Source organism: Paraburkholderia domus, from assembly GCF_905220705.1.
Lineage (GTDB): Bacteria > Pseudomonadota > Gammaproteobacteria > Burkholderiales > Burkholderiaceae > Paraburkholderia > Paraburkholderia domus.
Window position 1 is genome coordinate 82,446 of the sequence record NZ_CAJNAT010000017.1, and the last position, 23,798, is coordinate 106,243.

Annotated in this window: 18 protein-coding genes; 4 read left to right on the plus strand and 14 right to left on the minus strand. The window is 59.2% G+C overall.

Translation table 11 applies throughout. The features are described from left to right. The first annotated feature begins 187 nt into the window (after positions 1-187). Positions 188-1,663 carry a sensor domain-containing diguanylate cyclase gene (locus KHO31_RS25135; RefSeq protein ID WP_236071455.1) on the plus strand — a complete coding sequence of 492 codons (1,476 nt, stop codon included), beginning with the start codon at positions 188-190 and terminating at the stop codon, positions 1,661-1,663. Between the two features lie 652 nt (positions 1,664-2,315). Here KHO31_RS25135 and KHO31_RS25140 read toward each other — a convergent pair. The 14 genes from KHO31_RS25140 to KHO31_RS25205 form a co-directional block, all read right to left on the minus strand. After that, positions 2,316-2,942 (minus strand): ANTAR domain-containing response regulator, encoded by a 627-nt coding sequence (locus KHO31_RS25140; RefSeq protein ID WP_201078777.1) that lies wholly within the window; start codon positions 2,940-2,942, stop codon positions 2,316-2,318. A 5-nt stretch (positions 2,943-2,947) separates the two neighbouring features. Beyond that, on the minus strand, positions 2,948-4,096 hold the full coding sequence (locus KHO31_RS25145; protein ID WP_201078775.1) for a transporter substrate-binding domain-containing protein: 1,149 nt from the start codon (positions 4,094-4,096) through the stop codon (positions 2,948-2,950). A gap of 34 nt (positions 4,097-4,130) precedes the next feature. Continuing rightward, positions 4,131-5,438, minus strand: coding sequence for an amidase (locus KHO31_RS25150; protein ID WP_201078773.1), 1,308 nt, complete (start codon positions 5,436-5,438; stop codon positions 4,131-4,133). Positions 5,439-5,459: 21 nt separating this feature from the next. Continuing rightward, entirely contained in the window at positions 5,460-6,167 is a 708-nt protein-coding gene (locus KHO31_RS25155) for a branched-chain amino acid ABC transporter ATP-binding protein (protein WP_201078771.1), read from the minus strand. Next, positions 6,164-8,008 (minus strand): ABC transporter permease subunit, encoded by a 1,845-nt coding sequence (locus KHO31_RS25160; RefSeq protein ID WP_201078769.1) that lies wholly within the window; start codon positions 8,006-8,008, stop codon positions 6,164-6,166. Before KHO31_RS25160 ends, KHO31_RS25155 begins: the two co-directional genes overlap by 4 nt. After that, positions 8,001-8,834, minus strand: a complete 834-nt coding sequence (locus KHO31_RS25165) for a branched-chain amino acid ABC transporter permease (RefSeq protein WP_201078767.1) — start codon at positions 8,832-8,834, stop codon at positions 8,001-8,003. The genes KHO31_RS25160 and KHO31_RS25165 overlap by 8 nt, the downstream gene beginning before the upstream one ends. Positions 8,835-8,909: 75 nt before the next feature. Further along, a complete protein-coding gene (locus tag KHO31_RS25170; RefSeq protein WP_201078765.1) occupies positions 8,910-10,073 on the minus strand; it encodes a substrate-binding protein in 1,164 nt (387 codons plus the stop codon). Between the two features lie 43 nt (positions 10,074-10,116). Continuing rightward, positions 10,117-11,007 carry a nitrilase family protein gene (locus KHO31_RS25175; protein ID WP_268963577.1) on the minus strand — a complete coding sequence of 297 codons (891 nt, stop codon included), beginning with the start codon at positions 11,005-11,007 and terminating at the stop codon, positions 10,117-10,119. A gap of 931 nt (positions 11,008-11,938) precedes the next feature. Then, entirely contained in the window at positions 11,939-12,790 is an 852-nt protein-coding gene (locus KHO31_RS25180; RefSeq protein WP_456238762.1) for a reverse transcriptase domain-containing protein, read from the minus strand. A gap of 398 nt (positions 12,791-13,188) precedes the next feature. Next, a complete protein-coding gene (locus KHO31_RS25185) occupies positions 13,189-13,488 on the minus strand; it encodes a group II intron maturase-specific domain-containing protein (protein ID WP_201078761.1) in 300 nt (99 codons plus the stop codon). After that, on the minus strand, positions 13,431-15,011 hold the full coding sequence (locus KHO31_RS25190) for a site-specific DNA-methyltransferase (RefSeq protein ID WP_201078759.1): 1,581 nt from the start codon (positions 15,009-15,011) through the stop codon (positions 13,431-13,433). Before KHO31_RS25190 ends, KHO31_RS25185 begins: the two co-directional genes overlap by 58 nt. Before the next feature lie 2 nt (positions 15,012-15,013). Then, entirely contained in the window at positions 15,014-18,187 is a 3,174-nt protein-coding gene (locus KHO31_RS25195) for a BPTD_3080 family restriction endonuclease (RefSeq protein ID WP_236559940.1), read from the minus strand. A gap of 710 nt (positions 18,188-18,897) precedes the next feature. Next, positions 18,898-19,119 carry a diguanylate cyclase domain-containing protein gene (locus tag KHO31_RS39455; RefSeq protein WP_328822577.1) on the minus strand — a complete coding sequence of 74 codons (222 nt, stop codon included), beginning with the start codon at positions 19,117-19,119 and terminating at the stop codon, positions 18,898-18,900. 237 nt (positions 19,120-19,356) lie between these two features. Next, positions 19,357-19,755 carry a response regulator gene (locus KHO31_RS25205; RefSeq protein WP_201078757.1) on the minus strand — a complete coding sequence of 133 codons (399 nt, stop codon included), beginning with the start codon at positions 19,753-19,755 and terminating at the stop codon, positions 19,357-19,359. Between the two features lie 564 nt (positions 19,756-20,319). Between KHO31_RS25205 and KHO31_RS25210 the strand changes: the two genes are divergently transcribed. From KHO31_RS25210 to KHO31_RS25220, 3 genes are read left to right on the plus strand one after another with little or no spacing between them, the layout of a single operon-like run. Then, a complete protein-coding gene (locus tag KHO31_RS25210) occupies positions 20,320-20,949 on the plus strand; it encodes a hypothetical protein (RefSeq protein ID WP_201078755.1) in 630 nt (209 codons plus the stop codon). Next, positions 20,939-22,798 (plus strand): DDE-type integrase/transposase/recombinase, encoded by a 1,860-nt coding sequence (locus KHO31_RS25215; RefSeq protein ID WP_201078753.1) that lies wholly within the window; start codon positions 20,939-20,941, stop codon positions 22,796-22,798. The genes KHO31_RS25210 and KHO31_RS25215 overlap by 11 nt, the downstream gene beginning before the upstream one ends. A gap of 13 nt (positions 22,799-22,811) precedes the next feature. Next, a complete protein-coding gene (locus KHO31_RS25220; RefSeq protein WP_201078751.1) occupies positions 22,812-23,795 on the plus strand; it encodes an ATP-binding protein in 984 nt (327 codons plus the stop codon). Positions 23,796-23,798 lie beyond the last annotated feature (3 nt).

The following is a 23,798-nucleotide window of genomic DNA, read 5'->3' on the forward strand; positions in this document are numbered from 1 at the left end:
GTGAACCGGTAAAATCTTCGTCGCTTTCAGCGACCGGATCTGGAAACGTTGCTCCGCGCATGACGATCGTCGCACGACTGTTGGCCCCGGCCGGCATCGGTAGGCGCGGTCAGATTTCGTGAGCATTGGGGGTGGGGTGGAGACCGTAACAAGAAAGAGCTGCGAGCTTTCGTCCTTTGCCGGTCGACTGTGGCGCGGCCGTCTGGCGCCCCAGGCGATTATCTGGGGCGGGATTTTCGTCGCTCTGGTCATGGTTTCCTTGTGCGCGACGGTACTGTACCAGGGGCGGCTCGATGCAATGGACCGTGCCCGTGAAACATCGCGCAATCTTGCCCTGATTGCCGAGCGGGACATCGAACGGAATTTCGAACTCTACGCGCTCTCGCTGCAGGCGGTGGTCGACGGCATGCGCGACCCGGACGTGCTGGCGTTGCCGCCTCGTCAGCGCCGCCAGATGCTGTTCGATCGCGCAGCAACTGCCAAATACCTGGGCTCGATGCTGGTGCTGGATGCGTCGGGCAACATCGTCATCGACTCGGGCAGCGACATCCCGCGCAAGGGCAACTTTGCCGATCGCAAGTATTTCATCATCCAGCGCGACAACCCGAACGTGGGCCTATATATCAGCGATCCATATGCCTCCCGCCTGCGGGGCGGCTCGCCCAGCATTGCGCTGACCAGGCGGCTTTCCCATCCGGACGGTTCGTTCGCCGGCGTCGTGCTGATCGCCGTCAACCTCGAATATTTCCATAACCTCTTCGCGGGACTGTCGCTCGGATCCCACGGCGCGGTGTCTCTGATCGGCCAGGACGGCATCATGGTGATGCGCCAGCCGTACGACGTGCGCACCATCGGACGCGATATCAGCAAGGCCAGCACGTTCCAGCATTTCAGGTCGGCACCGGAAGGCAGCTTCTCGGACACCGCGTCAATCGATGGGGTGCGCCGGCTCTACCTCTTCAGGAATTTTCCGGATCTGCCGCTGATCATCATGGTGGCCGAGGCCGAACAGGATATTTACGCCGCCTGGCGGCAGCGTGCCATGACAATCGGGTCGCTAATGGTTGCATTTGGTCTCGGGTTCGTCGCGCTTTCGTTCCTGCTGGGCGCGCAATTGCGGCGCCGGATACGTGCCGAATCGGAGCTGGAACTGCTCGCGAGAACCGACGGCCTGACAGGCCTCAACAATCGCCGTACCCTGGGCGAGATTCTCGACCAGGAGTGGCGCCGGGCGCGTCGCTCGCGCAGCATGTTTTCGCTGCTGTTCGTGGATATCGATCGGTTCAAGGCCTACAACGACACGTACGGTCACCAGGCGGGCGACGATGCGCTCGCTGCGGTGGCACGCTGCATTGGCGACAACATCCGGCGGCCCGTGGATAGCGCGGCGCGCTACGGCGGAGAGGAGTTCGTCGTGGTGCTGCCGGACACCCCGCCTGCAGGTGCCGCGCAGATCGCCGAACAGATCAGGGAAGCGATCAGCGAACTGGCCATCGAACATGCGGGCAGCGAATACGGACGCGTCACCGCGAGCATCGGCACGGCCAGCTGGACACCGGAGCAGGACGGCGATGTAACCGCGGTGATCAAGGCAGCTGACGAAGCGCTGTACAACGCCAAGGCCACTGGCCGGAACAAGGTTTCGCCTTTTTCCCCCGCGTGAATGCGGCTCCAAACATGCGAGTCACGTTCGCCCAGGTTTCCCCACGGCGGGCCAGCCCTTGCCCCACGCAAAGTCATACTGCCTTTCGCTTCCAATTGAGTCTTCGCGCCGTCGAAGAATTGCTGTTGGGGTTCGAGGCGCAGTGGAGTGGTTATGGTTTTTTTGCGTAACCGTTCCACTGCGCCTCGAACCCCAGGTGCCTGACGAAAATTGACACAGGAAAAATGCCAAGGCGCGAACCTTGGCGAACTCTTTATTGCACGCCTACCACGACATCCTTCTGCACCCACAGGTCGAGCGGCTCGCCCTTCAGCTGGCGTAGAGCGTATTAAATCTGTCACCGTTGCAACAGTAAAAGTGTCAACTGGCGGGAATGCGACGTTCGTGTATCGGTCGAGCCTTACTGGACAAGGGTTTGGGCGACGCGAATTAAATGTGTCACCAACGTTATGAAACGAGCAGTCCTGTCACTCCCACAAATTTCGACATCCGTTCGCGGGCCGTTGGCGCAGGCGAGGGAGGGGTATCGGCCACAGTCCTCTACGTATGGCAGCAGCCGGCCCATGCTGTTGAAAAGTCGGTGACAGACGCTTCGGTCTACTATGTTTATCTATCTATATCCAGCCAAATGACTCACGGACGTGACCGCAGCCTATGGCCGCCGGCGTGTTCCGTCATTCAACCCTAGTTTGTCGAGGGTCTCGCGCGCATCGACGACCATTCCGGCAACTTCCGCAACCGTTACGCGCAGGGCCGTCGCGCGGGAGCGCATGTGTTCGTACGCCTGCGATTCGCTCATCTGTTCGTGCTCCATGAGCACACGAATCGCCTTTTCGATCTGCCGCCTCGACTTTATCGTGTCTTCCAGCTTTCGAATCTTGTGCTGCTGCACGGTCTGGAAGTTCTTCGCAGAACGCGCGAGCACCAGCGTGTTCAACACGCCCGCTGAGCGGAACGGCTTGGTAAGAACTCCGTGCGCGTGGGTATTCAAAAGAAGCTTCAGTGTCGTCGGACTCTCATAATCCGCCAGCGCTACGAGAGTGGCGTCCACTTCGCTCGAACACCAGACGCCACCTCCTTGCAGCTCCTGAGTTACATGAAAGAGGATCACATCTGCGCCACTCGGAGGCGTGGGCGGGAACGGCCACACCAGGCTCAACTGACATCCGATGCGCCTCAACTGATCCACCAGGGTATCGCGGTCCTCACCGGGCGGGTGTACAACAACCACCCGAACGGTTCGCAAGTCCTCATATAGTCGACGAATGCTGGAGTCCATGCGTATCACCTCAACCAGAAATCAGCGAAACCATAGGTCGACAGGTAGGGATCCGGCTTCACCGGCTCGGAATTCTGCCAGACGATTTCGTAGCGTCCGTCCGCCCGACAAATCCCTATCCGCGGCGTCAGCACGCAGTGGTTGTTCTCCGGATCGATTGTGAGGATTCCCTCTGGCGAGTCCAGTGTCACCTGATGCACCGCACGAACTAGCTTCCGCGTATCGAGGCTGCCGACTTTTTCCAACGCGCGGGCGAAGAGATGGACTTGATTGTAGGCCATCTCGGACCACATGCTGGCCGGTTGCTCTCCGAAACGGGCCCGCCACAAATCCAGGAAACGGCGATTGCTGTCGTTGTCCAGGTTGTTGAAGTACGTCGCCGCGGTCAGATGACCTTCGCAGCGCTCCGGCCCAATCAACTGGGTCTCACCTTCCGCCATCGTAAGGCTCGCGATAGGAATCCGCTGCGGATCTATCCCGCGATCCCGGTACAAACTGTAGAACCTGCGTGCACCCGCTCCGATGAGCGTCGAGAAAACAACGTCCGGCTCGAGGGAGCGGATGTCACGTATGACCTCGTCGAGCTGTTCTTCGCTGGCGTCGCTGGGTAAATAGATCTCTTCGACGATCTCGCCGCCATGCTGCTCAACCATGTCTCTCATGATCCGGTTTGACTCGCGCGGATAGACGTAATCGGCACCAACCAGGAAGAATCGTTCCGCCTTATGTTGAAGAAGATATGCTGCCAGCTGCATGCTGTTCTGGTTCGGCACTGCACCTGTGTAGATCACGTTTGGAGAGTATTCGAATCCCTCATAGATCGAGCAGTACCACAGCAACGAATTCGTACGCTCGACGACCGGCAGTACGGCCTTACGGGACGATGATGTGGAGCACCCGAACAGGACATTGATGTCGTCCTCCAGGAGCAGACGAGCCGCGAGCCGGCGGTACTCATCGGGGTCGCCTTTCGGATCGTAGGCGACGGGATCCAGCGGACGGCCCAGTACACCACCGTTTGCGTTGATTTCCTCGATCGCGAGTACGGTACCAAAAAAATGCTCGGATTCAGTTACGGACGTGACGCCGGTCCTTGAATACAGGACGCCGATGCGCCAGCCCGTGCTGTCTGCCACCTCAATTGCATTGCTCATATTGGTTGCTCCCCTTCCCAGTGTCGGGATGCAGTCAGAAATCCACCTTTGATCTGTTCACGCGTACTCCCGTCAGCGCGCTCTCGATGAACGCAGCAACGCGCAGAACATGGGCATCATCAAACCGGCGACCAATCACTTGCACTCCCATCGGTGCGCCGCCATCCCCGCGAAGACCGGGGACACTGACGCACGGAGCGCCAAGCAACGTCCAGTTCCGATTGAACGCCGGGTCACCGGTCGATTCAAATCCGAGCGGCGCTTCGTCCGGCGCGCTCGGCGTGAGTAACACGTCAACGCCTTCGAACCAACGCGCCAGATCCGCTTTCGTAGCCTCGGTCAGATCACATGCGGTGAGGTATTCCTCAATCGTCACTTTAGACGCATCTTCCAGAAATCGGCACAACATCGGGCTCAGCTGCCCTCGATGTCCGTCATACTCGAACCCTAGAGTCCGGTAAGACTCGTACGATTGAATGACGTGATGCACGTCAATCAATTCGGACATCCACGGCGGAAACCTGACTGATCGTATTTCTGCGCCCGCTTGCTCGGCCGCATCGACAGCTCGCTGGAGCGCCCGGTTTGCGTTAGCGGTCGGTTGGGTCCAGGGGTACGACTCGGGCACGCCAATAACTGGTCGCCTTGCAAGCGCGGCAATCTCCAGTTGAAGCCCGCTCAAGGACTGCGCGAGATATGCCACGTCCCCTACGCCGGCAGCAAACAGCCCGACCGTGTCGAACGACCAAGAGAAGCACTTCATCCCCACAGTCGGGATGAGACCGAAAGTGGGCTTGTACCCGGCGACACCGCAGTAGGATGCCGGCCGGATAGTTGACCCGCCCGTTTGAGAGCCAATCGCGAACGGAGTGTAGCCGGCAGCAACGGCTGCGGCTGAGCCCGCGGAAGAGCCTCCAGCGGTCCTATCCGGGGCAGCGGGATTTCGCGTCAACGTGGGCGTCATGTACGCAAACTCGCAGGTCACGGTCTTGCCGAGAACCAGGGCGCCGGCGCGACGCAATTGCGTAACCACGGCGGAATCTGACGCTGGACGGTGTCCTTCGTAAATTTTCGAACCATAGGCGGTCGGCAGGTCATATGTGTCAAAAATATCCTTGACCACGACCGGCAAGCCACTCAGCGAACCTCTCGCCGTTTCGGCCTCGACGACTATCTCAGCCGCGTCGAGCACGGCTGTCATGGCCTGCAGTTGAGGATCAAGCACGCGGATTCGCTCCCGGCACTCGGCCAAGAATTCGCGTCGTGTCGCAGGGTCTTTCGCGAAGCGCTGGAGCAGCGCCAACGCTGATACAGGCTGATAGATATTGGTAGACATGTTCATTGTCGCGCCCGAGCGCGCTCGTTATACCTTGAGGTGTTCGAAAATGGTGTCTGCCGCTCCTGCATCCCGGGCGTCACCATGCTGGACGATTTCACCCTGTTTCATGAGCAGGTAGCGGTCGGCAACCTTCAAGGCAAAAGGTACGTTTTGCTCGACGATGAGCATCGTGGTTCCCCGACGCTTGCGCTCCCACAGCAATGCCTCCGCTATGCGGTCAATCACCGAAGGCTGCAAGCCCTCTGTGATTTCGTCGAGCAGCACGATCGAAGGTTTCATGAGCAAAGCGCGCGCGACTAGCAGCATTTTCTGTTCGCCGCCCGACAGGGTGCCCGCAGGTTGGCGAAGGCGTGTCTTGAACACGGGAAAGAGCGCGACGACGTCTTCAAAGCGCTCTTCAAACATGGAGTCGGCTTCGAGGCCGAGACGCAGGTTGTCGTAGATGCTCAAATCCTGAAAGAGGGCTTTTTCCTGTGCGGCGTAGGCAACCCCCAGGCGGGCGATCCGGAAAGGTGTCAATCGCGTCGCATCCTGACCACCCATGCTCACGGCGCCGCGCTTCTTCGGCAGGTAGCCCATGATCGTCTTGAGTAAAGTAGTCTTGCCCATGCCGTTTTTGCCAAGCAAAGCCGCAGCCTCGCCTTTCGGAATCGACAAGGACAGATCCCGAAGGACGATCGAGGCCTTGTATCCACTTGTTACGTCATTGACTTGCAGTGCGGCGTCGGTCATGACAATTCTCCCGATTGATTGGCCGACGCAGGCGGAGGTGCGTCACCGTGCGCAGTACCTGCGTAGATGGTCTTGACAAGGTCGGAATTGACGACCTCCTGGAAGGTTCCCTGCATGACGATCTGTCCTTGATGCAGCACGACGATGCGGGTCGCGATTTTCTCGACGAAATCCAGGTCGTGCTCGACTAGCAGGCAGCACAGGTGGTGGCGGTGTGCGAGAGACGCCAGCACTGTGCCGATCTGCGTACGTTCCGTTTTGGTCAGTCCGGCAGTAGGTTCGTCCAGCAGCACAATCCGCGGTTCCAACGCAAGCACCATCGCAAGCTCAAGCGCCTGCTGTTCTCCGTGCGAGAGATCGTGTGCAACCAGGTCCAGCTTCCGATCCAGTTCAGTGGTACGGACGACATCGAGCGCATATGCTGGCAATGCCAGGGTTCCCGCCCGGCGGAACCATGACGGCGATTCGACGCGAGCGCTCGCAATACGCAGACACTCGGCAACAGTCAGGCTCTCGAACACGTTGGCATTCTGGAACTTCCGGCCCAATCCGAATCGCACGCAACGATCCGGGGGCAGTTGACGAATGTCGTTTCCGCACAGGCGAACGGTGCCGGCAGAACGTTCGGCGCCATCGCTCATGCAACGCATCAGCGTTGTCTTACCGGCCCCGTTCGGACCGATAAGGCCGACCAGTTCCCCTTCTTCAGCGCGCAGGTCAATCCCTTGCAGGACTTTCAGGCTGCCAAAATGCTTCTCGACACCCGTCATCACCAATGCAGGCTCGTCGGTGGGTGTATCAATCTTCTGCACGGGGCGCTCCGCCAATTGCGGGCGAAATGCTGCTTGCCGCCCGAGGCCGAACGGTTTGAGCAGCACCGGCACCAGGCCCTGCGGCAGCAGCACGATAACGATCACGAACGCCGCGCCGAGAATAAGCTGCCACGCGAATGGAAGGCTCCCGCCTAGGTACGCGGTGGCGACGTTGATCAGCACAGCGCCGATCATGGGTCCCCACAGCGTGCCTCGTCCACCCAACGCGACCCAGATAATCAGTTCAGTCCCGAATACGAATCCGGTAAGTTCAGGCGCGACGACGCCGCTGAACGTCCCATAACCGAAGCCTGCGGCGCCCGCGATCGCAGCTGCACCAACGAGAAGTGCGATCTTCACAATCGACGTGTTAATACCAAGAAACGAGCATCGTGATTCATTGTCGCGGATTGCGGTAAGCACGCGGCCGCCATCGCTGCGCACAATCACCCATGCCAGAACGGCCACGGCGATCAGTGCCACACCCGCGACCCAGTACCACGCCTCCAGTGACAGATCGAACGTGTCGAATCCAGTCAGCCCGGAACTGGAGCCCGTCCATTCGCCCCCGGATAGCAACGCCTGGACCAACACGATTGGCAAGACGAGCGAGATGACCGTCGCGAAGAAGGGCGACGCTCCCCGGTAAAAGGACAGCCAACCTATAAATGCGCCGATTGCGCCCGCGACGGTTACCGCGAGAACAAAGGCCACGATGGCGTGCCCGACCGAAAACCCGTGGTGGGTAAACACGAGTCCGGCGGCATACGCGCCCACGCCAAAGAACGCGGACTGCCCGAAGGTCAGATAGCCCGTGTATCCCCACAACACATCGACCGTGAGTGCGACAATGGCGAAGAAGAACGCTTTGATGAGCACGTTCAACAGATAAGTGTCAAACACCCACGGGCCCGCGGCAACGAGCAGGATCCCGATCACGCCAAGACCGGCCAGGCCACGACTGCGATCACGACGACCTTCTGTTGCTGGACGATTCGCTCGGCCCAACAAGGTTTGGAAGTTAAGCATGGGAGAACCCCCTCGGACGAATGCGCAGCGTCAGGGCGGCCAGAACCGCAATCGTGACGCCCCCAAATACGGGGCTAACGTATGTGCTGACGAGGACCTGACATGCGCCGAACACGAGGCAGGTCAGAAGAAGGCCGGTCATCGAACTGCCTGCGACCATCACAAGCAGGAACGCACTGACAAGCCATGGCAGACCCATCCCAGGATCTACACTCGACAACGGAGTGATGAGCGCGCCGGCAAGTGTGCCCAGGCCTGCGCCGAGTCCAAACATCACAAAACGAATACGTTCGGAATTGATCCCGAGACCCTTTGCCAGGTCTTCGTTCATGATGACTGCACGCGTTTTCACGCCAAAGCGCGTCCGGTTGAGCAGGGCGCTCGTCGCACCCCAGATCCCGAGCGCGATCGGGATGAGCAACAGGCGGTAGGTCGAGTATTCGGTGCCAGCGATCGGCAACGCGCCATTTATCGGCGATTCGACAAACTGAACGCCGCGGCCGAAAATCATCGTGATCAACTGCCCGATTACGATGCCAAGTCCCCATGTCGCGAGGATTGCGTCGAGAGGCCGCTTGTAAAGTGGCCGTACGACCACCCTCTCAACAATCATCCCCACAGCGGCCCCTACCACCAGCGCAAGCGGCAACCCGACCCACGGGTTGATTTTGAGCTGGGTAATCACAAAGCTTGCATAACCGCCAAGCGTCAGAAGTGCTCCATGCGCGAAATTGACGATCTTCATCACGCCAAAGATCATCATCAGTCCGGCTGTCACGATAAACAGCACGGCTGCAGTCGTTACCACGTCCAATAACAGGCCCATCGTAGTCTCCATCGGCCGAGACGCGTGGGACGACCACGCTGACGTCTCGACCAGTCTCCATATAGTTACGAACCGTTACTTGATATTCGGGCACTGCGCGCCGGGATCGACGCGATCGAACGTTTGCAGAATCTTGATCGAACCGTCGGGCTGAACCTGGCCAAGCCGCATTGAAAGAGGAGCATGCCGGCTCTTGTCCATCGACACGGGACCTCGCGGACCATCGAAAGACACATCCTGAAGCGCCTTGATCACCTTGGATGCGTCAGTCGATCCAGCCTTTTCGACGGCCTCCTTATACAGATAGAAGGCCTCGTATTGAGGTTCGGACAACTCGTTCGGTGTCTTCACCTTGCCGCCGAACTGGCTGTCCAGGGCCTGGACGAAATGCTTGTTTTGCTTGTTATCGATGCTCGTGAGGTACGACGCGGACATGTACATGCCATTGGCAACGTCACCCATAGTCTTCGCCGTCCCTTCATCAATGGCAAGGTTGCCGTAGGGAACGGTCAGGCCTGCGCCCTTCAACTGCTTGGCCAGCGAGACGTTAGGGGCTCCACCAGCCGTTGCGCTGATCAGAGCGTCAGGTTTTGCATCACGAATCTTCGAGAGAATAGGTGTCCATTCGGTGCCGTCGATCGGGAGATATTCCTCGCCGACAACCTTCCCACCGTGCTGCTCGATGTACTTTCGGGTGAACCCAAGCATGCCACGGCCAAACGCATAATCGCTACCCACCAGGAAGAACGACTTGGCCTTCTGGGTCTTCATCATGTAGTCGACGATCGGCGCGACCTGTTGCTCGGGCACCCAGCCGTTGACATACATCCATGGGCTGCACGAGTGACCTTCGTAAAACGAGGTGTAGATAAACGGAACGCGACCGCGCGCTACGATCGGCAAGCCGGCATTTCTCGCTGCGCTGGTTTCCATCGAAATGATTGCGTCGACCTTTTTCTCGTATACCAACGTGTCGAAGGCTTTCTGGGCGCCAACCGCACCCGAGGCATCGTCGACGATCTCAAGCTCAACTTTGCGGCCCAGAATGCCGCCAGCCGCATTGATCTCATCTACTGCAAGCTGTGAAGACTGAACTACGGCAGGTGCAACCACGCTGTTGGCACCAGACAAGCCAACCGCAACACCGATCTTGATGGGTTCCGCGGCGTGAGCGGCGGAGAAAATGGTCACCGCAGTAGCAATTACGCTAAGCGGCCGCAGGGTTTTGGCGAGGTTCATGTGGATGTCTCCGTTGGGTTGTGGTTGGTGAAACTGTGCAAGGTCAGCGCAGCGGCACTGGCCAGCCCGTACCTAGCATGAGGTCGTACACGTCGTCGCGACGGTCGCTGAGTACTTCATTGAAGGCGTTGAGCCGTCGCGATTTGCGGGACTGTTCGACGTTGATTCGGGCGTACAGGATTTCTTCTTGGTCTGGACTGGCCGGACCGGCAAGTGGCCATCCCTGTGCGCCGACAATCAGACTCTGCCCGATGAACGGCTGCGTCCTCTCGACGCCGATGCGGTTGGCGCATACGATGCTGACACCGTTGCTGTGCGCCGCTGCGACGGTAAGGATGTTCGCCATCGCAGCGCTCTGCTCCGGCTGACCCGGCATTGGTACCCAGTTCGTCGGGACACAGATAATGTCGGCGCCCTTCGCCGACTGCAGCCGGTAGACTTCAGGAAACCAGCCGTCATAACAGATGGCGATCGCGAGTTTGCCAATGGAGGTTTCGAACACCGGCAGACCCAGGTTGCCGCGCTCGAAAATCCGGTTCTCCTCATTCCAGAGATGGAGCTTGCGATACGTGCCGATATAGCCGTCCGGGCCCACGAGTAACGCCGAGTTGTACAGCCGACTGCCTTCCCGCTCAGCGATACCTGCAGCGACATAGATGCCAAGCGAGCGCGCGGCATCTATCCACGCGCAGGAGGTTTCCCCTTCCGGTACCGGTTCGGCCAGTTCGAGCGCCTCCTCCCGGCTCTCGAACACATACCCCGTATTGGCGAGTTCCGGAAGCACGACCAGCATCGCGCCGGCCGCTGCCGCTTCTTCAATCAGGCGTATCGAGTGCGCGACGTTTTCCGCTTTTTCCCCGATGCGAGGTTCCATCTGGACGCTCGCTACCAGCGTGCCCTGCGCAGAAGCTGCTTCGCGCGTGGATTGTGAGATCTGCAAGTTTGTCTCCAGAAATGCAAAAAGCCCCCGACTACGCGATTTGCGTATGTCGAGGGCTCTCATAGCCGACGTAAGTTGTGGCAGCAACCCTGCTGCCGGACAAGCGATCAAGAGACCTGCTCATCTGCGACACAGTCTGCTCACAAGAGCGTTGACCGTCAAGAACAGGTAACCCGAATAGGGAAAATACCGATGAGCAACGTAATCGGCGGCAATCTAAAAGTCTTGAGGTTGGATAAAGACGCCGGCCGACGTTGGTCGGCCGACGAATGCCTGACAGCCTTTAGCGGCCGGCCCGTGACACACCCAAGCGTTCCGTTGTGCCGCGCGTCCACTTGCGGTGGGGGGACGGACAAGGATTTGCGGCGGAACCGGCCACGATCGGCATGTCAACGCGTCATCGTCGACCGTCTCATGTGGACCGCCCAGCGGCCTGTCGTAAATCTGGTTCGAGTGGCTCAAGCGGGTCGACAAGAGGCTGGCGTGCCTTCCCGACAGCCGCCGTTCACGAAGTCAGTGATGAACTGAGGAAGCGCGGTTCCGGTTACAAATGTGCCTGCCGAACCGCAAGATTACGATACGTATTCCTATCAGAATAGCACTGTTTTGCGCCGAAACGTGCCCGGTGGAAAATCGCCACGCAACGACTCGGCCGACAGCACTCTTCGACGCAGCGCTAATCGTTGACCTTGCCTTTCGAAATCAACGGTTAAGCTTGCCGGACGCACCTCGCGATGCGAAGTGACGGATTTAATTTGGACTGAGGGGAAGTGATGCTTTTACTTCGTTCGGAGTGGAAGCAAAACCGTCACTGCAACGGTGCGTCGACCCGATATTTCGAGGTTCGGTCGGATCGCGGTAGGGATGCTCATTACTGAACACCCCCCGCACAGATCCCGGCGTGCCCAATTCGGGCACCGGGCTCCTACCTCGGGTGTTTGACGGCAAATCGCTCGTTTGGCCACGGATGAAGGATTCGAGGGCGCGGGAGCCAGGCATTGGCGATCCGCGACATTCGCTCCCACGTCATGGCATCCTTCTGGCTGCGTCGCCGGAGCGTGCGCCGCCAGAGATTGGTGACGTGATATCGAAATGCGCTGAGTGCCCGTGAATTGGTGGGCACCGCGTGGTACGCGAAGTACCCGCGAACCACCTGCCGGAGCCATTGCCCTTGCACTGGAATCGGTTCATGCATGCGCCTCCGAAGTTCCTCCTTGATCTGCCTGAGTTTCGCCCGCATACGATCCCCTCGGGTCTTCCTCTGTAGCTGGAAGGCACCACGACGAGACCGCCCACAGATAAAGATGAAACCCAGGAAGGTGAAAGTCTCCGGCCGGCCAAGGCCGTAGCGCTTTCGTCTGCCCGCTGCGTTGCGGCCAAACTCCAGCAACCTCGTCTTGTCCGGATGCAGCGCAAGCGAGAACTCTTCCAGCCTCGCTCGCATCGCGTCCCAGAAGCGCCGCGCGTCGTCTTCGTGCTGGAAGCCGACCACGATATCATCCGCGTACCGCAGAATGATCACGTTGCCTTTGGCTTCCTTTCGTCGCCAACGATTGGCCCAGAGATCAAAGACGTAGTGCAGGTACACGTTCGCGAACAGTGGTGAAGCCACCGCTCCCTGGGGCGTACCGGTCTCACTGACGCTCAGTTCCCCGTCTTCCAGAACGCCCGCCTTGAGCCACTTGCGCACAAGGCGGATGATGCGCTGGTCGCCGATCCGATGCTCTATGAAACGGACTAGCCATTCCTGGCTACGCTCCGCTCCGTACTTGCGCATGCAGACGCTGGAGATGTTCTTCCAGTCCTGCTTCGTAGTACCGCCACGTCACACCGTCCACCCCGGGCGCCGCATTGCGTTTGAGCGCAAGAAACGACTCCCGAAGGCGATCGATCGTGACATGGTGCAGAAGCGCGGTGAACCGCTCCTTCTTCCGCTGCCTCGCAGCTTGCCGTACACGTTCCAGCCCCTGTGACACGCTTGCCCGGTTCTGCGCCCGGCACGTGCGCGGCTGACCCGTGTTCCCCTTGGTCCCCGCCCTTGGCTCCACCCACTCCGCAGCCGGCTGCCCGGCGTTGTTCGCAGGCTTCGTCGCTGTTGGGTCGGAGGAGGCGCGCTGACGCGCTGGCCTCCGTCCGCCGCTCAAACTGCACGTGCCGTTTTCCGGCATGCAGCTTTCACGAAGATGCAGCATGCTGAGACGCAATAGAAGGTATCAGTTGCACAAGATTGACCAACCCGAACTCGCCATACAGCCGCGCCTCGGGCAAGACCTTCCAGCCCATGTTGCGCCAGCGCTTGAATCGATGCGACCAGATGCGCCGCACGATCCATCGGTTGAGCCGGTTGAAGATTCGCCGGACGTGGGAGCGCTTGTAGTAGTGCCCCCAGCCCCGCAGGATGGGATTGAGCCGTCCAATCAGCTCCCGCGTTCGAAGCGGCACACATCGCTTTGTAAGACGACGCACCTGATCCATGAAGCGCTGAACCGACTTCTCCCGGGGGTACGCGTACAGCGCACCCGACCGGGCGCCACTGCGGATTTTGGCTGCGGGCAGCGATAACTGCCGCCCACGCTTGATCTTGTAGCAGTGGTGCCGGAACCGCAGGTAGGATCAAGGACAAGATCGCCGGGATCGCTTGTCATCGAGATACAGCGTTGTATGAGCGTTGTTGGTGTCTGGACTACGTAGACTTTCGGATCAGCCCGACTCTGAACGCCACCGATGTTCAGCCATGCGTTGTTTGAGTTCGACGCGCTGAAGTCGTCAAGGTACCGGACATACGCCAGACTGTTGCCGGTCACCTCAACTCGCTCAGCACAAAGCAGGCGCCTCATACCAGCTTCGTTCGTTTTCCACCGGACCTTGATCGAAGGCCGAATCTCCTTGCCTTCAATTGACACTGGGAACCAAGAAGCGGCCCCTTCTCCCTTCTCCCGACCAACACTTTGGCTAGTCAGGTTGTCTTGGCGATACACACGTGAGCCAGCAGGCAGCTCCCCGTTGGGGGCGCGCACCACTGAGTTGAGGCCCCGTCGCTCTAGGTTCGCGAGACGAACGCGGCTGTATTTCTCGGCGCCATCCTCGCCTAACTCTTTTGAGCCAAAGAGCGCGCGGTACCTGGTTTGTTCTTGATCTCGGGCGTACCACAGGACGTAGTCGGTTACCCCCGGAAGATAGACGCCGGTAGAACCGCCAGAGGTTTTCGTCGATATCTGCGCGATGAAATTGTTGTCGCCGAACACCTCATCCATGAGCATGCGCACTCGATGCACGTTCTCGTCCCCGATTTGGACGAAGATTGATCCCGAATCCGTTAGTAAATCCCGCGCCACCGTCAGCCGATCCCGCAGATAGGTCAGGTAGGAGTGAATCCCATCGCGCCACGTATCCCGAAACGCCTTCACCTGCTCCGGCTCGCGGGTAATGTGCTGGGCGTTGCCGTCCTTCACATCGCGGCTGGTGGTGCTCCACTGGAAGTTGCTGTTGAACTTGATGCCGTAGGGCGGATCAAAGTAGATGCATTGCACCTTGCCGCGCAGGCCCTCGCGCTCGGCTAGGCTCGCCATCACTTGCAAGGAATCTCCGAGGATCATGCGGTTCGACCAGTTCTGGTCGTGTTGATAGAACTCCGTCTTGTCTACACCCTTGGGGATGCCGTTGAAGTCGGCAAAGAGATCTGCGGTGGTCTGCCCGGCTTCGTGTTCGCGCTCCCGCGTCTCACTCAACAAGTCGTCGATCAATGCCTTGGGGTGGACCTTTTCCTGGATGTACAGCGGCGGGGCGTGAACGACGAGGTCGCTCCAGTCCTGCTCGTCCTTGCCGCGCCAGACGAGCTGCGGGTCGAGGTCGCGGTTGCGACGTCCGTACGCGACGCGCACTGGGCTTTGCTCGTCCTTCTGCATCACCGATTGATATTCGGCGGTGGGGATGTTCTTCCGCGTAGCCTCGTCGTGCTTGAGCGCTTCGACGGTCTTGGCGGTGAGGGTTCTGGCCATAGTTACTTTTCCTCTACAACCGTCGAAGCGGCGACGGACTCGATCAGTTTGTTGAATTCGCTTTCGACCTTGGCCTTAAAATCGGCTTCTATCTGGTACACCTCCGTGAACTCGGCAAATGCCCAACGGCCATGTGTGCCGAGGTGATTCACGCCGGGCACCCAGTAAGTGTCCATGGTGGATTTCTTTTCCTTTGCATCCTCACGTCGATATCCCTTGATCTCGACAATGAGGTGCAGAAGGTCGTCATCGCCATGCCCGTCATCCACCAGCACGATGAAGTCGGGCAGATATTTGCGCGCCTCAGAGCCGAAGCGGTAAGGGACTTCGAGGCCAAGGTTATGGTTCTTGACATAGGCACGGACACGCGGGTGAGACTCAGCGACACGGCAGAACTCACCTTCCCAGTCGCTGTCGAGGATGACCCAGTTGAGATGACAGCGGCGTGCGTCCGTCTCCCATCGATCAGTTTTGGAGGTGTTGAAATTGACAAGCGCAGTGGATCCGGTGGGGTTGTAGGGGTCGAGCACGGCCTTGATGGGCCGCTCGCCCACGAATTTGCGGTTGATGCCAGCGATGATCTTGTTGCATGCCATATCGGCGAGCATTTTGTATTTGAGCTGCGCCGGATATGTGCCGCCTTTGCACACAAGGTAGCCGTCGAGCCATTGCTTGCCGATGCGCTTGAGCTGGCCGAACAGATGGAGCTTGGCGTCTTCGCCCGGATCACGCCACTTGTTCAGGACAAGGTGCGATGTCAGCTCATACAGAACCTGCGAAGGTCGCACGTCACCGGTATGAACCAGATTGAGGTCCGACCTTTCCCCAATGATCCCGGAGTTTTGAGTCTCGGTAGCGCCGACGAGGTCCGGCGTGAGTTCCAGCACCGAGTCATCATTGAATTCCGCCAAGAGACGGTCCTCAGGCAACTCGATGCGATAGCCTTCAACGCGCGGAAACCGGATCTCAAGTGCGTCTCGTTCGGGCCGCATCGCTTTGACTTGGATGGTCTCGCGCGGCGGCTGTGGTGGTGCTACGACTGGCTTGGCAGTGAAGTCGAATGGAATACCAAGCACGTCGGCGTATTCCACATTGAAGAGATTGTCTTCGTTCAGGTCGTAGGACTGGCGACGCAGCGCGCGCCCGATCACTTGTTCGCACAGGAGTTGGGTGCCGAAAGCACGCACACCCAGCACATGGGTCACAGTGTTGGCATCCCAGCCCTCCGTCAGCATGGAAACGGAGACAACGCAGCGAATCGATCCACCCAACTGGCCATGCTTACCCACAGTATTCATGACTTCGCGAAGCAGCGTTGCGTCCGCAAGTTCCTTGCCCCCCTGCAGCTCCTCGGCCGCCTTGCCGCCGCGCGCGATGATCTCGCGACGGAAGCGCTCGATCTCATCAGCCGCCATGCTGCGAAAATTGTCGTCCAACGCATCCCCTGATTCGAGCTGTTCGCTGTCGATCAGCAGTGTGTTTGGTCTCGGAAACGGGTTTCCGTGTTCGTCGAAATTGCGGAAGAGCGCCAGGCGGCCGGCAATAGGGGTCTTCGATCCGTCATCGTTCTCTCGGAGAAAGCCCGAGATGTAGTCGTAGACCAACTTCGACGTGGATGTGTTGTTGCAGACCACAATGAAGCACGGCGGTACGCGAATCCCTGCCGTCTCCCAAAGCTCGAATGTCTTCTCGTAATGACCGTAAAGAGCTTCCAACGCAGTCTGCAATTGCGGCGGTAGGCTCAGAGGGTCAAGCGAATTGCCCTTGCCCCGCCCCTTTTTCGGCATCTTCTTGCCGATATGTTCCCAGAGATTGCGAAACATAGGCATCTCGGCCCCAGGGATGTTGTCGGCCACCGGGACACGCGGCAATTTCACAATGCCGCATTCGATGGCATCCATGAGTGAGAAGTCACTCATCGTCCACGGGAAGAGCGTGCCTTCGGCATAGCCTGAACCGCTTAAGAAGAACGGAGTCGCGGAGAGATCGATGACACGCGCCACGCCCAGCTTGCGGTTTACCGCTTCAAGGCCGGAAATCCACACGCGGGCAGCCTCTCTGTTCTTCTCCGCCTCCTTCTTGTCATCACCTTTGAGTTCGTCCTCGTCATCCGCTCCAGGCTTCTCCCGGTAACAGTGATGCGCCTCATCGTTCAGCACGAGAACGTTTTTAATGCCCATTAGATCGGGCATGACCCTTTGCAACATTTGTCCATCGGTTTCGAGGGTGTTCAGTTCGTCGCCACGTCCTTGAAGCAGGGAGCGTCCGCCCTTGGAAAGGTCGATACGCTCGCGAAGCATGAAGGCGTGGTAATTGGTAATGACGATCTTGGCGCGGTTTACGTCCTCCAACATGTCGCTTGGAACCAATTCGCGGCTAGCGTAGTAGCTGTCCGGATCATTCGGCTGTAAGACGCGCAAGCGATCCTTGATCGTGATGCCGGGTGCAACTACAAGGAAGCCGCGCGTGAAGCGCTTGCTCTGCGGGTGACGCGTCGCGTTGATGGTCTGCCATGCGATGAGCATCGCCATCACGGTAGTCTTGCCCGCGCCCGTTGCAAGCTTTAAGGCGAGGCGCATGAGTTCCGGGTTGGCGTCGTTGTTGGCGTTGGCGAGGTGTTCAAGAAACCCCTCCCCCACCTTACCTGCCTGGGGCGCGACCTCAGTGAGCCAGATCGCCGTTTCAACTGCCTCGACCTGACAAAAGAAAGGGCGGATGCTGCTGAAGTTGTGGTGCCGCCAGTGCTGAAGCAGGCGCGCCGTCTCGGGAGTTACACGCCAGTCAGTCGGGTTTGGCAATCGTCGCCAATCGGCGACTTCCTGCGCGTGCTTCAGTGCGTCCGACGCTTCGTCGAGGCAGCGATACGCTTCAGCAAAGGGCTCGACCGGGAGCGCGGAGAGCTTCTGTTTTTCGCTCCGAGGAATTCGCAGGCACAGCCCAACGTGAAACGTCAGCGCGAGGTCCATGTTCGGAAACTGCTCCTGCGAATACAGGTTTGTCGGAGAGGTTATGACCCACCACCGGTCGTTGTTGGTATGAACGTCCCAGACGTCGTGGCAGACATGTAAAACGTTCTCCGAATAGACCTTCTGTACCATCTCGACAGTGAGGTCGGGCGCCTGCCACGTCATGTACTCGATAATGTCGTTGGTTTCTTGGTCAGTCGCGGGCAGCATTCGCAGCTCCTACGGGCGTTGAAGATCTGGAACGACCGACGTCGCACCCTCGGCTGAACTCACTGCGCTCGGCACGGTAGCTCGCACCAAGCTCCCGAACGGACCTCACAATCTCATCGTTTTTCAGCGCTCCCGGTCCACTGCCGCAGTTCTCCCTCTGTGGAGGGCCCGTGGTGTGCAAGTGTCATGCCTCTTCCTTGCTCTTTTTCTAGCTCTATCGCTGAGGTCCGCCGATTCCGCTCATGCCGCTAATGAAGTGCGTGCCCTGAGAGGGTGCACGATTCCCATCGGGTCGGTCGAGCCGGAATCTCGCGGTAACGGCAGGTTCGGGTTGTCCGTTTCCGTCCGTGTAACGGTGCCGAGGCAACTTCGCCCTAACCCTGTTTTCCGCACTCCGCTCAACGAACCCAGCGCGCCAGCACTGGCTTGCGGTCCTCTTGCTGACGATGGCCACCGCGCTTGCCGTGGCTCTTAAGGTCAATGTGGTGAGTGTAGTCAATGGCCTGTTTGCGCAATCAGGCAAGCAGGGGACGAAAAGCTGCCTTATTCGGAGTGCTGTCAGGATTTGGACCTTGACGTCCGTCAGCGGTCGGGAAAGTCTCCCTGCAGAGTGATCCGCCGGTGATTGCTCAAGCTAATTGCCGCTACGCCGCTGTCACGCAGTTGCGGCCTTTATGTTTCGCGCGATGGAGACGTTCGTCGGCAACGCGCTACATGGCGTCGATCGTGTCGCCGTCGCGGCCGAACCGCAACACCCCGTCGCTGACCGTGACCTCGATCAACCGCCCGAGGCCGACCTCGAACGCACTGCCGGCGATGGCCGCCCGAACACGCTCGCCGATCGCGCAGGCCGCTTCGAGCGCCGACTGCGGCAGCAGCACCACGAATTCCTTCCCACCCAAGCGCGCGATATCGGCCTCAGCCAGGACCACCTTTTTTCTGTATCTTCTGTATTCATGGGATCGGACGGTTGCGTGGTGCCCGGACCAGAACCTGCAGGCATGCGTCGACGACACCCGTTCCCAGGTCGGCTTCCCGTGAGACGCGACGCGGTGCACGCACATGCGTGGACAGAGTGTTCCCCGCTGCCCTTCGGGCGCCTCCCAGGCCCAGCCTGCTGTTTCCCGGGCACCTGCCGGGATCGAATGGATACCTTGCACGTCCCGGTATCAGTGACGCGACGCAGTGTGCCCGTGCGCGGCGGCACCGTCGGCCGCGTGCTCCGCGAGCAGGCGCCGCATCGTCGCCAGCAGCTCCGGCACATCGACGGGCTTGCGTAGAAAGCCGTCGTACTGCACAAAAGCGGGCGGAGTTGACTCGGCCGACACCAGGATAAAAACCGTCCCCGCCAGACCGGATGTGTTCCGGATGTGATGGCAGAGCGTGCTGCCGGACATTTTCGGCATCCGCCAGTCGGCGACGACCACGTCAACCGGGCCCGTCGTCAGGACGGCCAGCGCCGCCTGGCCATCGCCTGCGGCTTTCACTTCGTAGCCGTCGTGCTCGCAGCACAGTTCCCAGGCCGCCAGCGTCTCCGGCTCATCGTCCACCAGCAGCACCGTCGTCATACATCACCCCCACCCCCGGGCAAGGTCCAGCGGGCGCCCGGGAACCCGCAGCACACCGGAGTCTGACTCGCAGCCGGACGCCACACGCCCGCCTTTCGCGCAGCCCGGTGCCTGGTTCCGCCGGAATGCCGGAACGTCTCGGGTCCGCATCAGCGTCCGCGTCCTCGCACGGCCGCCGCGTTGCCATCGACGCGGGCATGCGCCGATCGGGCGGGGGGCTGCCAGGAGGCGCAAGGCACAACGTGCAGGGGAGCCGGGTATCCTCATCCATACTAGCCAATCCTTCATACTTTTCATGCTGATTTTCAGTCGAAGGGGCTCTGCTCCGCACGTGGCAGCAACCTGCCCCAGCCCCCGGATCGGGCATCCGGATCGGCTGATTTCGCGACAGTTCCCACCAGGCTACTGTCAAATGACACAAAGTCGTCCCCCCCCAAAGACCATTTTATAAGGCGCAGCGAGCAGCGCTGGTCAACTTTGCGTCAATTCTTATTGCCACAAACTTGTCCATTTTGCTGAATTTGACCTAAAGTAGACCCATATCGCTGGTCCGGAATAGTCGCCATGCAGCCACCCGAACCCCTGGCAGTTTCCCGGCTGCCGAAGCAGACGCTTCATCATGTTTGGTCGCCGAAGCTGCAACGCACACTGGTACTCACTTCGGTTAATCAAGTTCGACTCTGGGTCATGCTTGAAGCAAATCCGGCTGTCACGACGTACTGCGAGCGGCCTGCCCTCGTATCTAATCAACGTGATTCACGTGCCGTTTTCTGGCTACTGCTCAATGGCCACCCCCAATGTCTGGCACTCGAGCTCGCCAGCGAATCGACGCCTCATGAGGATTCTTCCGTTGGTACGCCCTCCTCTCTTTTGATTCAAACCATTCTGCCAGCCGATCTTGACGAACACCGCATCTGGATCCAGAACTGGATGACATTGTTACCTTATCTGAACACCGGAATGCGCCTGATTGATGCCGCCCTGGCCAAAGATGTCGTCGCATTCTTCGAACGAGAAGCATCGTTTCTCGAGCTTGAGCAACACTTCACCCGATACGATCCGATTTTGATTCGTACTGCCGCCATTGCTGGCTTGCACGCAGGTGATCTCCTGAGTCCCGATCTGGTTACTCAGCTCTGGACGCTGAACTCCCGAATACAGCAGTACTCGAAGGCCGCGCATCGTGCGACGTAGCGACATCCCGGAACCGCTCACCAACCTCCAGGCGTGGCCGTCCGTGGATCCGGGTGCGCTCGATTCATCGCGACGAACGATCTACCAACAACGTGAGCAAGCCATACTGGCCTACCTGAACGGCGCGCCGATTGTGGACATCGTGCGAGACCATAAAATCGACGTCCGCTTCCTCTCACGATTGCTCACGCGCTGCCTTGCCGCACACACTGACGGCCGGATCCAGGGGTTCCGGGGACTTATTCCGCATGCACGCGCTAAAACCTATCGACGAAGCAAGCGGGCGGACCGCCAGACATCGCCCCACGGCCTGACCGGCGCTGTCGGGCAATTGTTTGAGCACTTGCCGCAACTCCCCCGAATCATCGAACGGCAGATTGGCAGTGGCCGCTTAGGACTGACTCAGACGAATCGCTTGTACGGCCTGACCGTAACGCATTCCAAACTGATCGCGGCATGCCATGAAGCCGGGCTAACTGAAGCCGACTACCCTCTAAACCAAGACGAGAAGGGGTATCGCTCTTTCGCGAGGTGGGTCAAGCGCCGGCTCGAGGATCGCATCCCCCTACGCTTGCCGCGCGACAACGGCGCGTGGCAAATGGCGGCCAGACCGTTCTCTGTGATCGAGCTTGACGGCCACAAGCTGGACCTGCGCCTACGTGTGCGTTTCACCGAGCCTTCCGGCATCAGCGTTGATCTCGAAACCGAACGTCTGTTTGTGATAACGATGATCGACGTCTGCACCCGCGCCGTGATTGGATGGCACGTTGTTCCGGCGCCCGAATACGATCACCACGACGTACTCGCGACGCTGCAGAATGCGTTCCGCCCTCGACGCAAACGTGATCAGTTCACGATTCCCGGCCTCGGCTACCGGGAGGGTGCGGGATTTGTCTCCGAGCTACCCGAACTGGCCTACGCCTGCTGGGACGTCCTGAAGGTCGACAATGCGGCCTCGCACCTTACCGAAGATACCTTTGCTCCTGTCTGTGAGTTCGTCGGCTGTCGAATGGAAGCAGGCCCCGTTGGCGAACCTACGGGACGTCCCTTTATAGAACGCTTTTTCCTGACGCTGACCGACAGGATGTCCCGTAGGGTGCACGGCACGACAGGACGTCACCCCAATGATCCCGTCGGCAAGAAAGGTAGGCAAACGGCCGTCGATCAACTGATTACGATTGACGAACTCGAAGAGCTGCTGGATGTCACCATCGCCAACTACCATTGCACGCCACACGATGGCTTGAATGGACGAACCCCGCTTGAAGCACTCCGCCTGGCGCTCGACCATCACACTGTACCGGTTCGAACCCTGCCGACTTTTCTACGCTCCCGGCTGCACCAACTTCAGTCGGTTCATCTTTGCACTGTCCGAGGTAGCGTCGCAAGCGGCACCGCACCTTATATCAGCCTGTATGGCGCGCGCTACAGCAGCGAAGTCCTTCAGCGAACAACCGGGTTATTGCGTCAACCTATTCGGGTTTATCCAAACCCCACCGACATGCGTGAAGCATGGGCGTATCTGACCAATGGGGCAGAGTTGGGTCGGTTGAGCGTACTGGACGGTTGGCGATACAGCCGTCATACATTGCGCTTGCGTCGATATATTTTACGTCAGCGCCGCCTCGGCCGATTCGTTTTCGCGGGCGAACAGGATCCGGTTCAAGTGCTCTCGAAATCTCAACGTCATCCATCCAAACGCAGCCGCAAGGATGGGACCGTAGTGATGCAACTCGCACAGATGGAAGAACCCAGCCAGGCAACGAGTCTTCCCGCCGCACGATCACAGCAATCGGAAGACGACCAAACGCCTATCGACCTCGGTGACCTGACGGTGCAAAACCGATAACTCGAGGAGACTCATGGCTATCGCCCAACCGCGACCGGCAAGTTTGGAGGACCATCCGATCAGCCGTCGCACCTATCGGATCCCGACGCCATCGATCGCTGCCTTTCGAGCTCTAGTCGACGAGTGTTTGCTGCTGTACATCACTGGAGCGCTAATCCATGGGCGACCGCGTATCGGGAAGACCTATGCCATCGAGTTCATTCGTCGCGATCTTGAGCGGCGTCATCCCAGGTTATCGATCTACAAGATGCGCTGTACCCGATCGCAAACACCTTCAGAGAATAGCTTTTTCTCGGCCCTCCTGTACGCCGCGAATCATCCAGCGCAAAGTGGTGCCTCCAAGGCCGCCCTGCGCGGACGGCTCTTGCACAAACTGAGACAGGTGGCCGATACAAAGGGCGATGAACGGATCGTGCTGTTTGCTGACGAGGCCCAGAATTTGCATGAACTTCACTATGAATGGTTGCGGGACCTGCACGATGAACTGGAAAGCAACGGATTGCGTCTGTTCGTGTTTTTGGTTGGCCAATCTCAGCTGGTCGCGCAAAAATCTGCCTTTCAGGCACAGGACAAAGGCCAGATCGTCGCACGATTTATGGTTGAAGAGCTGGCGTTTCGCGGCATCACCTCAGCGGCACAATGTCGGGCCGTGCTGAAGGCATATGATCAGGGCGAGTATCCCGAGGCATCCGGTTGGTGCTATACGCGCTTCCATGTTCCTCAGGCCTATGACGCCGGCTTGCGCATGCTGGACTCCGCGGGCGCTCTCTGGCATGCATTCGAGGATGCCCACATCAAGGCCCAGCTGGACGGGCCGGTCGAAATCCCCATGAAATATTTCACGGCGGCTGCTGAAGCCTCTCTACTGATTAGCAGTGCTAGCGATAGCCCAACGTTGACTTTCGATACACCGTTCTGGACATCGATGGTCGAACGCAGTCGGTACGTCCTGGCACAGAAAGCCGGCAGTACCACGTTGTCTGCAATCAGCAGGTGACGG

Excerpts from the sequence above, each read along its gene's own strand:
- KHO31_RS25150 (WP_201078773.1), bottom strand. The coding sequence starts at position 5,438 with ATGAACATGTCTACCAATATCTATCAGCCTGTATCAGCGTTGGCGCTG.
- KHO31_RS25155 (WP_201078771.1), bottom strand. The coding sequence starts at position 6,167 with ATGACCGACGCCGCACTGCAAGTCAATGACGTAACAAGTGGATACAAG.
- KHO31_RS25190 (WP_201078759.1), bottom strand. The coding sequence starts at position 15,011 with ATGGCCAGAACCCTCACCGCCAAGACCGTCGAAGCGCTCAAGCACGAC.
- KHO31_RS25205 (WP_201078757.1), bottom strand. The coding sequence starts at position 19,755 with ATGACGACGGTGCTGCTGGTGGACGATGAGCCGGAGACGCTGGCGGCC.
- KHO31_RS25160 (WP_201078769.1), bottom strand. The coding sequence starts at position 8,008 with ATGCTTAACTTCCAAACCTTGTTGGGCCGAGCGAATCGTCCAGCAACA.
- KHO31_RS25170 (WP_201078765.1), bottom strand. The coding sequence starts at position 10,073 with ATGAACCTCGCCAAAACCCTGCGGCCGCTTAGCGTAATTGCTACTGCG.
- KHO31_RS25165 (WP_201078767.1), bottom strand. The coding sequence starts at position 8,834 with ATGGGCCTGTTATTGGACGTGGTAACGACTGCAGCCGTGCTGTTTATC.
- KHO31_RS25185 (WP_201078761.1), bottom strand. The coding sequence starts at position 13,488 with ATGGATCAGGTGCGTCGTCTTACAAAGCGATGTGTGCCGCTTCGAACG.
- KHO31_RS25195 (WP_236559940.1), bottom strand. The coding sequence starts at position 18,187 with ATGCTGCCCGCGACTGACCAAGAAACCAACGACATTATCGAGTACATG.
- KHO31_RS25180 (WP_456238762.1), bottom strand. The coding sequence starts at position 12,790 with ATGCGCAAGTACGGAGCGGAGCGTAGCCAGGAATGGCTAGTCCGTTTC.
- KHO31_RS25145 (WP_201078775.1), bottom strand. The coding sequence starts at position 4,096 with ATGAGCAATGCAATTGAGGTGGCAGACAGCACGGGCTGGCGCATCGGC.
- KHO31_RS25220 (WP_201078751.1), top strand. The coding sequence starts at position 22,812 with ATGGCTATCGCCCAACCGCGACCGGCAAGTTTGGAGGACCATCCGATC.
- KHO31_RS25210 (WP_201078755.1), top strand. The coding sequence starts at position 20,320 with ATGCAGCCACCCGAACCCCTGGCAGTTTCCCGGCTGCCGAAGCAGACG.
- KHO31_RS25140 (WP_201078777.1), bottom strand. The coding sequence starts at position 2,942 with ATGGACTCCAGCATTCGTCGACTATATGAGGACTTGCGAACCGTTCGG.